At 42.0% G+C, this 12,739-nt stretch carries 14 protein-coding genes and 2 other annotated features (1 of these 16 running past the window's edge); all 14 genes read right to left on the minus strand.

From position 1 onward, the window contains the following. Positions 1 to 87: 87 nt before the first annotated feature. The 14 genes from rpoB to cysS all read right to left on the minus strand — a co-directional run bounded on the left by rpoB (position 88) and on the right by cysS (position 12,402). The gene (gene rpoB, locus BOD01S_RS17960) at positions 88 to 3,648 is read right to left on the minus strand and encodes a DNA-directed RNA polymerase subunit beta (protein ID WP_174523102.1); all 3,561 of its coding nucleotides are present in this window, start codon (positions 3,646 to 3,648) and stop codon (positions 88 to 90) included. A 244-nt stretch (positions 3,649 to 3,892) separates the two neighbouring features. Next, complete coding sequence (locus BOD01S_RS17965; protein WP_036151988.1) at positions 3,893 to 4,492, minus strand: class I SAM-dependent methyltransferase; 600 nt, start codon at positions 4,490 to 4,492, stop codon at positions 3,893 to 3,895. 296 nt (positions 4,493 to 4,788) lie between these two features. Further along, positions 4,789 to 5,148, minus strand: a complete 360-nt coding sequence (gene rplL, locus BOD01S_RS17970) for a 50S ribosomal protein L7/L12 (protein WP_036151990.1) — start codon at positions 5,146 to 5,148, stop codon at positions 4,789 to 4,791. A 72-nt stretch (positions 5,149 to 5,220) separates the two neighbouring features. Beyond that, positions 5,221 to 5,721, minus strand: coding sequence for a 50S ribosomal protein L10 (gene rplJ, locus BOD01S_RS17975; RefSeq protein WP_036151992.1), 501 nt, complete (start codon positions 5,719 to 5,721; stop codon positions 5,221 to 5,223). A gap of 32 nt (positions 5,722 to 5,753) precedes the next feature. Beyond that, positions 5,754 to 5,896: a sequence feature (ribosomal protein L10 leader region), on the minus strand. Positions 5,897 to 5,957: 61 nt separating this feature from the next. Beyond that, positions 5,958 to 6,656 carry a 50S ribosomal protein L1 gene (gene rplA, locus BOD01S_RS17980; RefSeq protein WP_036151995.1) on the minus strand — a complete coding sequence of 233 codons (699 nt, stop codon included), beginning with the start codon at positions 6,654 to 6,656 and terminating at the stop codon, positions 5,958 to 5,960. Between the two features lie 120 nt (positions 6,657 to 6,776). Next, entirely contained in the window at positions 6,777 to 7,202 is a 426-nt protein-coding gene (rplK, locus tag BOD01S_RS17985) for a 50S ribosomal protein L11 (RefSeq protein WP_036151997.1), read from the minus strand. A 175-nt stretch (positions 7,203 to 7,377) separates the two neighbouring features. Next, on the minus strand, positions 7,378 to 7,917 hold the full coding sequence (gene nusG / locus BOD01S_RS17990; protein ID WP_036151999.1) for a transcription termination/antitermination protein NusG: 540 nt from the start codon (positions 7,915 to 7,917) through the stop codon (positions 7,378 to 7,380). Between the two features lie 123 nt (positions 7,918 to 8,040). Then, positions 8,041 to 8,226 (minus strand): preprotein translocase subunit SecE, encoded by a 186-nt coding sequence (secE, locus tag BOD01S_RS17995; RefSeq protein ID WP_036152001.1) that lies wholly within the window; start codon positions 8,224 to 8,226, stop codon positions 8,041 to 8,043. A 54-nt stretch (positions 8,227 to 8,280) separates the two neighbouring features. Further along, on the minus strand, positions 8,281 to 8,430 hold the full coding sequence (gene rpmG, locus BOD01S_RS22705) for a 50S ribosomal protein L33 (protein ID WP_081977891.1): 150 nt from the start codon (positions 8,428 to 8,430) through the stop codon (positions 8,281 to 8,283). A gap of 163 nt (positions 8,431 to 8,593) precedes the next feature. Then, on the minus strand, positions 8,594 to 9,241 hold the full coding sequence (sigH, locus tag BOD01S_RS18000) for an RNA polymerase sporulation sigma factor SigH (protein ID WP_036152002.1): 648 nt from the start codon (positions 9,239 to 9,241) through the stop codon (positions 8,594 to 8,596). Positions 9,242 to 9,310: 69 nt separating this feature from the next. Continuing rightward, positions 9,311 to 9,823 (minus strand): NYN domain-containing protein, encoded by a 513-nt coding sequence (locus BOD01S_RS18005; RefSeq protein ID WP_036152005.1) that lies wholly within the window; start codon positions 9,821 to 9,823, stop codon positions 9,311 to 9,313. A 5-nt stretch (positions 9,824 to 9,828) separates the two neighbouring features. Beyond that, complete coding sequence (gene rlmB, locus BOD01S_RS18010) at positions 9,829 to 10,581, minus strand: 23S rRNA (guanosine(2251)-2'-O)-methyltransferase RlmB (RefSeq protein ID WP_036152007.1); 753 nt, start codon at positions 10,579 to 10,581, stop codon at positions 9,829 to 9,831. A 3-nt stretch (positions 10,582 to 10,584) separates the two neighbouring features. Next, the gene (locus tag BOD01S_RS18015; protein ID WP_036152009.1) at positions 10,585 to 10,998 is read right to left on the minus strand and encodes a Mini-ribonuclease 3; all 414 of its coding nucleotides are present in this window, start codon (positions 10,996 to 10,998) and stop codon (positions 10,585 to 10,587) included. Positions 10,999 to 11,001: 3 nt separating this feature from the next. After that, a complete protein-coding gene (gene cysS / locus BOD01S_RS18020) occupies positions 11,002 to 12,402 on the minus strand; it encodes a cysteine--tRNA ligase (RefSeq protein ID WP_036152011.1) in 1,401 nt (466 codons plus the stop codon). Between the two features lie 196 nt (positions 12,403 to 12,598). Then, positions 12,599 to 12,739, minus strand: a binding site (T-box leader); it runs 76 nt beyond the window's last position.

Below are 12,739 nucleotides of genomic sequence, written 5' to 3' on the forward strand. Positions count from 1 at the left end.
GTTTAAACCGAAACCGATTAAACTTTTTGCATGAAAAATAAAAATTATAAGAAACGGGCAGGCAATACCTGCCCGTAGAAATACTACTTATTCGAATGACTCAGCTGGTTCTTCATCTGTCATAGGCGCAATATTTAATGCATCGGCAGGTTGAAGATCATCTTCATCATCTAAATCGCGAAGCTCTACTTCTTCATCGTTGATTGTTAACATTTTAACATCCATACCTAAAGACTGAAGCTCTTTGATTAATACTTTGAATGATTCTGGTACACCCGGTTCTGGTACACTTTCACCCTTAACGATTGCTTCGTATGTTTTCACACGGCCGACAACGTCATCGGATTTTACCGTTAAGATTTCTTGTAACGTATAAGCTGCACCATATGCTTCAAGTGCCCAAACCTCCATCTCACCAAAACGCTGACCACCGAATTGTGCTTTACCACCAAGAGGTTGCTGCGTTACTAATGAATAAGGACCAGTTGAACGTGCGTGAAGCTTATCATCTACCATGTGGGCAAGTTTGATCATGTACATGATCCCTACAGATACACGGTTATCAAATGGTTCACCTGAACGTCCATCATACAGGATTGTCTTACCGTCACGGTTCATACCGGCTTCTTCCATCGTATCCCACACGTCTTCCTCATTCGCACCATCAAATACAGGAGTAGCCATGTGGATGCCTAGGTAGCGTGAAGCCATCCCTAAGTGAAGCTCTAACACTTGTCCGATGTTCATACGTGATGGTACCCCAAGTGGGTTAAGCATGATATCTACTGGTGTGCCGTCTGGCATGAATGGCATATCTTCTTCCGGTAAGATACGGGAGATAACCCCTTTGTTACCATGGCGTCCGGCCATTTTGTCCCCAACGCGGATTTTACGTTTTTGAACAATATAGACACGTACCAATTGGTTAACACCCGGTGGTAACTCATCGCCGTCTTCACGATTAAATACTTTAACATCAAGCACGATACCGCCAGCTCCATGAGGCACTTTTAATGAAGTATCGCGTACTTCACGTGCTTTCTCACCGAAGATTGCATGTAATAATCGTTCTTCAGCTGTAAGCTCTGTAACTCCTTTAGGTGTTACTTTACCTACTAGAATGTCACCATCACGGACTTCCGCCCCAATACGGATGATGCCGCGTTCGTCTAGATTGCGAAGTGCATCTTCCCCTACGTTTGGAATATCACGTGTAATTTCTTCAGGCCCTAATTTTGTATCACGGGACTCTGACTCGTATTCTTCAATATGAACAGAAGTATATACATCGTCTTTTACAAGGCGTTCGCTCATAATAACAGCATCCTCGTAGTTGAAGCCGTCCCATGTCATGAATGCAACAAGTACATTACGGCCAAGTGCTAGTTCGCCACGTTCCATTGATGGACCATCAGCTAAAATATCACGAGGTTTGACACGGTCGCCAACTTTTACGATTGGTCGTTGGTTATAAGAAGTACCTTGGTTGGAGCGGATGAACTTTTGTAATTTATATTTTGTTAAATCGCCTTTAACTTCTTTACCGTCTACTACTTCGATACGACGTACGTGGATTGAACGAGCTTCTACATGCTCAACAATTCCATCATATTTCGCAACAACCGCAGCTCCTGAGTCACGGGCGTCAACATGTTCCATACCTGTACCAACGAATGGTGCTTCAGGGTTTAACAATGGAACCGCTTGACGTTGCATGTTCGCTCCCATTAATGCACGGTTGGAGTCATCGTTTTCCAAGAATGGAATACAAGCTGTGGCAGCAGATACTACCTGTTTAGGAGATACGTCCATGTAATCGATCACATCGCGTTTGAATACAGTGTTATCACCACGGAAGCGACCTACAACTTCTTCATTTGCAAATGTGCCGTCAGGATTTAAAACTGAGTTCGCTTGCGCTACTACATAGTTATCTTCTTCATCAGCAGTTAAGTAGTCAATTTGATCCGTTACACGGCCTGTTTCAGGATCAACACGGCGGTACGGTGTTTCAATGAAACCAAATTTATTTACTTTTGCGAATGATGAAAGGGAGTTAATAAGACCAATGTTTGGTCCCTCCGGCGTTTCAATCGGACACATACGACCATAGTGAGAGTAGTGAACGTCACGTACTTCCATACCAGCACGTTCACGTGTTAAACCACCAGGCCCTAACGCAGATAGACGGCGTTTATGTGTTAATTCTGCAAGTGGGTTTGTTTGGTCCATGAATTGCGACAATTGAGAAGAACCGAAGAACTCCTTGATAGAAGCAATAACAGGACGGATATTGATTAATTGCTGTGGTACGATAGCAGCTGTGTCATTGATAGACATACGCTCACGTACAACACGCTCCATACGGGATAAACCGATTCGGAATTGGTTTTGCAGAAGCTCCCCAACCGAACGTAGACGACGGTTGCCTAAATGGTCGATATCATCTGTGTTACCCACGCCATATAATAGGTTAAAGAAGTAAGACACAGAAGCTAATACGTCAGCTGGTGTAATATTCTTCACTTCTTCATCAATATAAGCATTTGAAATAACGTTAATTTCTTTTTGGGACTCATCGTTAGGTGCATAGATTTTAATTGATTGGACTGTGATGTCATCCTCTAGTACGCCGCCCACCTGTGACAGAGTGCGGAAGCCAATACCCTTTTCTAAATAAGGAATCAATTTATCCAATGTACGGCGGTCGATTAACGCGCCTTTTTCAACTAAAACTTCACCAGTCTCTGGATCCGCCAATGTTTCTGCAATCGTTTGGTTGAACAAGCGATTTTTAATATGCAGTTTTTTATTCATTTTATAACGGCCAACGTTTGCTAAATCATAGCGTTTTGCGTCGAAGAAACGAGAGTAAAGCAAGCTTTTCGCACTCTCAACTGTTGGCGGCTCACCTGGACGTAGACGCTCATAGATTTCAAGAAGCGCTTTTTCAGTGCTTTCTGTATTATCCTTTTCAAGCGTATTACGCAAGTATTCATTATCACCGATAATATCGATGATTTCCTGATCGGAACCGAAACCTAACGCACGCAACAATACTGTTACAGGAAGTTTACGTGTACGATCGATACGAACGTAGACAACATCCTTTGCATCTGTTTCATATTCTAGCCATGCACCACGGTTTGGAATGACAGTAGCGCCAAAGCCTTTTTTACCGTTCTTGTCAGTTTTATCATGGAAGTAAACACTTGGAGAACGAACTAACTGAGAAACGATAACACGCTCAGCACCATTTATAATAAATGTGCCTGTTTCCGTCATTAATGGGAAATCACCCATGAAGACGTCTTGCTCTTTTACTTCATCTGTTTCTTTGTTGTGTAAACGTACTTTTACGCGTAATGGCGCAGCATACGTTACATCACGTTCTTTACACTCATCGACATCATACTTCGGATCACCCAATGTATAGTCAACGAACTCAAGTGAAAGATTACCTGTAAAATCTTCGATTGGAGAAATGTCGTGGAACATCTCGCGCAATCCTTCTTCAAGGAACCACTCATAAGATGCTGTTTGGATTTCGATTAAGTTCGGAAGCTCCAGCACCTCATTAATACGCGCAAAGCTTCTACGCTGGCGGTGTTGTCCGTACTGAACTAGTTGACCTGTCAACTCATTCACCCCTCAATAAAGCGATAATAGGTCTTTGCAAAATCAACCAAATGGTGTATGATTTCGAAAGACAAAAAGAAAACGAGACGCTCATTTGATCTCATTTTCGGTTAAACTAAACTTATTTTTGAACAGTCTACCCCACAAAATTACACTTTAATACAAAAGGGCACACTTCTTCAAAATAATAATTTTGCATTTTATTATGTTATCATAGTCAATTTGTCAAGTCAATCTTTTCTAATGAGGTTGATTATTTTTTTGCTCTTATAATCCAGTAGCCTTTTTTCTTCTCGACTACTTCCACCTCCGAAAACATTCCCTCTAGGTGGCTAACAGTTGAGGGAGCCCCCTGTTTCTTCTGGATGACTACCCACAGCTCGCCTCTTTCGACCAGCTTTTCATAAGACTCATCATAAAATCTAAAAATCGTTTCTTTTCCCGCACGGATAGGCGGGTTTGTCAAAATGGCTGCTGCCTGGATTTCTCCTGCCGCAGCAAGACCGTCACTTTCAAAAATTCGTACATTTTGAACCCCGTTTAGCTTTGCGTTTTTCTCTGCAAGCAAAATCGCTCTTGTATTGATATCCATCATGTGGATTAAACGTTCAGGATTCGCCTTAGCAATCGACAATCCAATCGGCCCATAGCCACAGCCAACGTCTAACACGTCACCCGCTACTTCCGGCATGGTAAAGGCATCAATTAAAACACGGGATCCAAAATCTACTTCGCTTTTACTGAACACTCCAGCATCCGTTTCAAAAGTAAAATTGTGTCCAAGCAAAGTAAATTTCCATTGGCGTGGTTTACTTTCCGTTTGAGGTTTATTCGAATAATAATGATCAGACATAGCACAACACGCCCCTTACTTTCTGAATTGGAGGAAGTACTCCCCATACATCATCGGTGATAAGAAAAGGGCACTCCCGCCATTTTGCTGCAATAAATGCCCGAAACGAGCTATCATCTATTTATACATCAAGAGATTGCAGACTGCGTCTTCTTCGCAACAGGCGTGAATGCCTAGCCATTTCTATCATTTAAAATTTAATACTTTTTTATACGAATAGTACAAGATCATTTCTATTCGCTAAAAAGAAAAGCCCGTCACATTGACGAGCTTTTTCTTAATGTTATAGAAGATAATTATTTAACTTCTACAGATGCGCCAACTTCTTCAAGTTTAGCTTTGATTTCTTCAGCTTCTTCTTTAGAAACGCCTTCTTTAAGAGCTTTAGGAGCGTTATCTACTACTTCTTTAGCTTCTTTTAAGCCAAGACCAGTGATTTCGCGTACCACTTTGATAACTTTGATTTTTTCAGCACCAGCAGATGCTAATACTACGTCAAATTCAGTTTTTTCTTCAGCTGCTGCAGCACCGCCAGCAACTACAGCTACAGGAGCAGCTGCTGTTACACCGAATTCTTCTTCGATTGCTTTTACTAAATCGTTTAATTCAAGAACTGTCATAGATTTGATAGCTTCTAAGATTTGCTCATTGTTCATTTTAATTTCCTCCTATTGGATGTTTTATGTTTTTAGGCGGCTACGCCAATTTTTGAAGTTTTGGGGCTGCAATTAAGCGCCTTGCTCTTCTTTTTGTTCTGCAACAGCTTTTGTTGCAAGTGCGAAGTTGCGCACTGGAGCTTGAAGTACAGATAAAAGCATAGATAATAGACCTTCGCGTGATGGAAGTTCTGCAAGAGCTTTAACGTCTTCAACAGATGCGATTGTACCTTCGATAATACCAGCTTTGATTTCTAACGCTTCGTTTTTCTTAGCGAATTCGTTGATGATTTTTGCTGGAGCTACTACGTCTTCGTTTGAGAACGCAACAGCGTTTGGACCAGTCAAGAATTCATTCAGTCCATCCACACCCGCGATTTCAGTAGCACGGCGAGTTAAAGTGTTTTTGTAAACTTTGAACTCAACACCAGCTTCGCGAAGTTGTTTACGTAATTCTGTAACTTGAGCTACAGTTAAACCACGATAGTCAACAACTACTACAGAGCTAGCTGCTTGGAATTTACCAGCGATTTCTTGAACCTGAACTGATTTAGTTTCGATTGCTTTGCTCATGATGACACCTCCTATTAGAATGAGTCATTTATACCGACAAAAGAAAAGCCCTTATGTCTAGTAGACATAAGGGCAGAAAGTCATCATCTTAAAAGAATCCGAACTCCTATGTCCTCGGTAGGATCATTAAGTGACAAGTCACTCCTACTGTCTACGGTACAAATGGATGATTCACAACAGCACCCATCTTACCAAGTAAGCGGATTGTTGTCAACTATTTTTATTAAAAAACTATATTATTTAACAACTACAGATTGAGCATCAACTTTAACAGCCGGACCCATTGTAGTAGTAATGTTTACAGATTTCATGTAAGTACCTTTAGCTGCCGCCGGCTTTGCTTTTTGAACTACATCGAATACTGCCAAGAAGTTTTCAACTAATTTTTCTGTATCGAAAGAAACTTTACCGATAGGTGCGTGGATGATACCAGCTTTGTCAGCACGGTATTCTACTTTACCAGCTTTAATTTCTTCGATTGCTTTTGTTACGTCGAAAGTAACTGTACCAGTTTTAGGGTTTGGCATTAAGCCTTTAGGACCTAATACACGACCAAGTTTACCAACTTCGCCCATCATGTCAGGAGTCGCTACGATTACATCGAAGTCGAACCAGCCTTGTTGGATTTTTTGGATGTACTCTGCATCGCCTACATAGTCAGCACCAGCAGCTTCTGCTTCTTTTAATTTTTCGCCTTTAGCGAATACTAATACACGTTGTGTTTTACCAGTACCGTTTGGAAGCACTACTGCGCCACGGATTTGTTGGTCATTTTTACGAGTATCGATTCCTAATTTGAAAGCTACTTCTACAGTTGCATCGAAGTTTACTGTGCTCGTTTTTTGAGCAAGAGCGATTGCTTCTGCTGCTTCATATGCTTTAGAGCGATCCACTAATTTAGCAGCTTCTTGTAACTTTTTACCTTTTTTAGCCATTGTTAATTTCCTCCTTGATTGTGGTTGTAACGGGTTAAACCTCCCACGAATAAAGGTTGCGCACCGTTAAGTGCAGCAACCTTCCAAAAAACAAATACATCATCAAGTGAATAGATGGGATTAGTCTTCGATAGTAATACCCATGCTTCGTGCAGTACCTTCAACCATCGCCATTGCAGCTTCTACAGATGCAGCGTTCAGGTCTGGCATTTTTTGTTCAGCGATTTCGCGAACTTTATCACGTTTAACCGTTGCAACTTTCTTACGGTTTGGTTCACCAGATCCAGATTGGATACCAGCAGCTACTTTTAATAGTACTGCAGCCGGTGGAGTTTTTGTAATGAAAGTGAATGAACGGTCTTCAAATACTGAAATTTCAACCGGAATAATTAGACCAGCTTGATCAGCAGTACGTGCATTGAATTCTTTACAGAATCCCATAATGTTTACACCTGCTTGACCTAGTGCAGGACCAACCGGTGGAGCTGGGTTAGCTTTACCAGCAGGAATTTGAAGTTTTACAACTTTAATAACTTTTTTAGCCACGAGACACACCTCCTTAAGTCCGTGATGTGGTCATAGGGTTGCCCCTCCCACTCAATATCTGTCTGTCGGCTTAAATCCGATAACATTAAACATTTATCTATCACACTGAATAAATTGACAGTCTGACCTATGAAATGATAACACTTTTATTTCATTCACGCAAGTAGAAATGATTCTATATTTTGCGAATTTGGGCAAAATCCAGTTCCATCTTTGTTTCGCGACCAAACATATCAACCGATACTTTTATTTTACCCTTTTCTATATCAATTTCCTCTACTCTGCCTTGGAAGTGGGCAAACGGTCCTTCTAGTACTTCCACTACCTCACCGACCGTCACAGCAATTTCACCGATAGCTGTCTCGTTCATGCCCATCTGTGCAAGCAGACGTTCTGCTTCTTCCGGAAGAAGAGGTGTCGGCTTTGCCCCTCCGCCTGATGAACCGATAAACCCTGTTACACCCGGCGTGTTGCGTACTACATACCAAGAATCATCTGTCATGATCAGTTCCACCAGCACGTAACCTGGGAAAACCTTTCTCATAACCTTTTTCTTCTTGCCATCTTCTTTAATATCGATTTCTTCATGCTCAGGTACGATTACTCGGAAGATCTTATCCTGCATACCCATTGTTTCTACACGTTTCTCTAGGTTTGCCTTCACTCGGTTTTCGTAACCTGAATAAGTATGCACTACATACCAATTTTTCTCCATAGACTCTGGACTATTCGTCCGTCCCTCCTTCTATTCCTTGTGATGCCATTGCTACACAAATTTTCGCCAAATGAAAAAACCCGTTATTTTAAGCAGACGGGCTATTTCATCAATATACTATTATTATAGTTCCAAGAACCAACGTAACGCCTCGGAAACACCTAAATCCACTACCGTAAAGTATAGAGCTGCAAAAATAACAGTGATAATAACGACGACTGTATACTTTGTTAACTCTTTACTTTTAGGCCAGCTCGTTTTACGCATTTCTGAGCCAACTTCACTTAAAAAGCCTGTAATTTTGCTCATTTTTCAGCTTAACCTCCGAACAAATCGTATCTTTAAATCAAATCATCAATTAATTTATAACGTCTGCTTGTGCACGGTATGTTCATTACAATGCGTACAAAACTTTTTCAGTTCTAAACGCTGTGCTTCATTGCTCGATTTCGCCGGCATCGAATAATTTCGAGAGCCGCATTTCTCACAACTTAAAATGACCTTCTTTGCCATGTAAACCACCTATTCTCGGCATTATGTCTAGTCAAGACTACCACCTAATATACGTACTGTCAACAAGCGGCATGCCTTCAAACATTGGCAACGCAGCTTTCAAAAGGCAGAGTAAACATCGGGGATAAAAGAACAAAAATTAGTCTCCTGCTGCCAAAAAGAGCTAAAACAACTCACCATATTCCAAATGACGCTCCAGCTTGCGTTTTACCCGCTGCAGGGCGTTGTCAATCGATTTTACATGGCGGTTTAATAATTCAGAGATTTCGTTATAGGAGCGTCCTTCCAGATAAAGAGCAAGCACCTGCTGTTCAAGCTCGCTCAGCACCTCACTCATTTTCCCTTCCAGTCTACTATACTCTTCTCTATTAATCATTAAATGCTCGGGATTATCAGATAGCGGGCTAATGATAATATCCATCAATGTCCGCTCTGATTCCTCATCATAGATTGGCTTATCAAGCGAAATATATGAATTTAACGGTATATGTTTCTGCCGGGTAGCTGTCTTGATAGCCGTGATAATTTGGCGCGTTATGCATAGTTCAGCAAACGCCCGGAATGAAGCAAGCTTGTCCCCGCGGAAATCCCGGATAGACTTATATAGTCCAATCATCCCCTCTTGGATAATGTCCTCCTTGTCCGCTCCGATCAAGAAATAGGACCGTGCCTTCACTTTTACAAAAAGACGATATTTTGTAATTAAATAATCTAACGCATCTGTATTGCCTAAATGAACCTGTTCTACAAGTTCCTCATCTGACAGTTCTTCAAAGTGCTGTGCGACTTGCAATTTTTCGCTTTTAAGCAATATTCTCACCCCAGTACGCCAGAATCATTAGAAATAGTATAATAGAATTGGAAAATAACGGTCAATAAATTATTTTAATCCTCTACGCCACTTTTCTAGTGTTAAAGCAATATCATCCGGCAGCTGAATGCGGCTGGATGGCCTGCCACTTTGTGTTTCCTTTACTTTTTGAGAAATATTTGTCCGAATAATATCAAGTTCAATTTCAAGCTCTCTTGCAGATTTCCTTAACGCGCCATGACCAAAGACAACATTCTGTTCCGTCATGTCCGATGTTGCTACATGAATTTGGATTTTACGTCCTTTTAATTCTGTTGAAAGCTTCTCAATACGCTCGTCCGCCGTCTCGTTTTTCCGTGTATAAATGACTTCTACCTCATGCTGTAAATATAGCTGTTCTGTCCCGGGTACAAGGTGGGCGTCAAACACTACGATGACGCGCCAGCCCTTCACTGCCTTATATTCCGCCATCAGCTCTACCAATCGGTCACGCGCATCCTCGAAGTGCTCATCCCGCAGAGGGCGCAGCTCCTTCCACGCCCCAATCATGTTGTAGCCATCTACCAGCAAAATATTTTGCATATCTGTTATCCGTTCTGATCTTGACGCTTGCGATATACCTCGTACATGAGAAGCGCCGCAGCTACAGAGGCATTCAGCGAGGTAACATGTCCAATCATTGGAAGGTGGTAAAGGAAATCACATTTCTTTTTCAGTAATGAGCTCATTCCCTTCCCTTCGCTTCCAATAATAATCGCAAGCGGCAGAGTTGCGTCCATTTTGCGATAATCGGCAGAGCCCTTCGCATCTGTACCGGCAATCCATACACCGCGCTCTTTTAGTTCATCCACCGTCTGAGATAAGTTCGTCACCCTTACGACAGGAACATGTTCAATTGCACCTGTCGAGGCCTTGGCTACCACAGCCGTCAACCCGACCGCACGACGCTTTGGAATAATGATGCCATGTACACCAATTGCATCTGCTGTACGCATAATCGACCCTAGGTTATGAGGGTCTTCCAATTCATCTAAAATTAAGAAGAAAGGATCTTCCTTTTTCTTTTGCGCCGCTGTAAACAGATCTTCCAATTCAGCATATTGATAAGCGGCAACAGATGCAACAATTCCTTGATGGTTTGCATCTGTCAGTTGATCAACCTTTTTCTTTGGTACGAACTGTACAAGAACGCCCCGCTCTCTAGCCAAATCCAGTAGTTCGTTAACCCCTGTTTTCTTTACGCCCTCTGCAATCCATAATTTATTTATTTCACGACCTGAACGAAGCGCTTCTAATACCGGATTTTTTCCTGCGATCATTTCGCCATTTTGTTCCGTCATCTCCTACACTCCCTTCTGCTGCTCAATGATATTTATTGCGTAATCGATGATTTGGTCTGCACGTTCTGTTTGTTTTAGTAGATATAAATATCCTAATACCGCCTCAAACCCGGAGCTGTTGCGATATGTTTGGACATCTGTATTTTTTGGTACTGTTCCCGACTTGGCATTGCGGCCTCGCCGGAAGACAGAGAGCTCCTCTTCCGTTAAAAATTCTTCTTCCATCATTTGATGAACGATGAATGATTGGGCTTTTGCCGATACATATTTTGTCGCTTCCTTATGCAGCGTATTCGGTTTTACACGTCCTGCCAGCAGAAGGTGCTCACGGACTCTTTGCTCAAGTACGGCATCTCCCATATAGGCAAGTGCTAAAGCATTTAATTGCCTTACATCTTCAGGTCGAAGTTTCATCATAGGTTACCCTCGTTTCCAACGTGTGCCCTGGCGAGTATCCTCCAGTATGATATTCATACTTAACAGTTGGTCACGAATTTCATCTGAACGGGCAAAATCCCGGTTTTTGCGTGCTTGGTTCCGCTCTTCTATTAACGCCTCGATTTCTTCATCCAGCAGTTCAACTTCAGAGGAAAATACAATACCGAGGACATTTCCGAGCTTATCGAATGTATTAATAAAGGCCTGCAGGACAGCTGCCTCTGTATTTGGTTCATTCAAATAAGTATTGGCAAGACGCGCTAATTCAAATAAAACAGAGATGGCATTTGCCGTGTTGAAATCATCATTCATTGCTGCTTCAAACTGGCCTTTTACCTCTGCAATCTTCGTTAACCATTCATCGCCGCTTTCGCCAAGGCCAGCCGTTGCTGTCAGACGGTGCTGTACATTCGTATAAGCTGTACGCAGCCGTTCCAGCCCCGCTTGTGCTGCTTCCACTAAATCCTGGGCAAAGTTAATCGGATGGCGGTAATGGACACTTAGCATGAAGAAACGCAGCACTTGTGGATCAATCTGCTTACGTATGTCGTTTACCAATACGAAATTCCCGAGAGATTTTGACATCTTTTCATTATCAATATTAATATAACCGTTATGCATCCAGTACCGGGCAAAGGTTTTATCTGTATGAGCCTCAGACTGGGCGATTTCATTTTCATGATGCGGGAATGTTAAATCCTGTCCGCCTGCATGAATATCAATTGTATCACCTAAATGCTCACGGGCCATTACTGAACATTCAATATGCCAGCCCGGGCGCCCCTCACCCCACGGGCTCACCCATTTAATCTCGCCTGGTTTAGCTGCCTTCCATAGCGCAAAGTCAAGCGGATCTTCTTTTTTCTCTCCTGCTTCAATGCGGGCACCTACTTTTAAATCATCAATGGATTGGTGACTAAGCTTCCCATACCCATCAAATTTTCGTGTACGGTAGTATACGTCGCCTTGAGATTCATATGCATAGCCCTTATCGATTAGAACTTGGATAAACGCAATAATATCATCCATATGCTCTGTTACCCGAGGGTGAACATCAGCCTTTTGGCACCCAAGAGCTGTAATGTCCTCAAAATAAGCCGCAATGAACCGCTCCGTTAATTCGAATACTTCTTCTCCCAGCTCATTCGCTGCTTTAATAATTTTATCGTCTACATCCGTAAAGTTAGAAACAAACTTTACGTCATAGCCTGCGTATTGCAAATAGCGGCGTACCGTATCATATACAATGACCGGGCGTGAATTACCTATATGAATATAATTGTAGACAGTCGGGCCACATACATACATTTTTACTTTTCCCTCTTCTAAAGGGATAAATTCTTCCTTCTGCCGGGTTAACGAGTTAAAAATTTGAATACTCATCATTTTTCCTCCTTTTTATTATGCATTCCTTTATAAATCCTCTATTACGGCTTCTACTGCTGCACATTGGCCGCCTGAAGGATTTCATTTGGGGTAACTTCTACCTCTTTTAAGGCCGTATTCCTATCTGTTTTTATACCCGCCTAACAATCGCCTATTTTTTGGTAATAAAAAAGCGTCTCTGTCATCTTTTAATGACAGAGACGCTTATATAGCGCGGTTCCACTCTGAATTGAAGGTTTCCCTTCCACTTTCCTGTCCGGTAACGGGAACAACTCGACCTGCCTACTTCTGTTCGGCAAAGTGCTCAAAGGTGCATTTCCACAAAGCGGGTTTA

The organism is Lysinibacillus odysseyi 34hs-1 = NBRC 100172 (genome assembly GCF_001591965.1).
In the GTDB taxonomy this organism is placed as follows: Bacteria; Bacillota; Bacilli; order Bacillales_A; family Planococcaceae; genus Lysinibacillus_B; species Lysinibacillus_B odysseyi.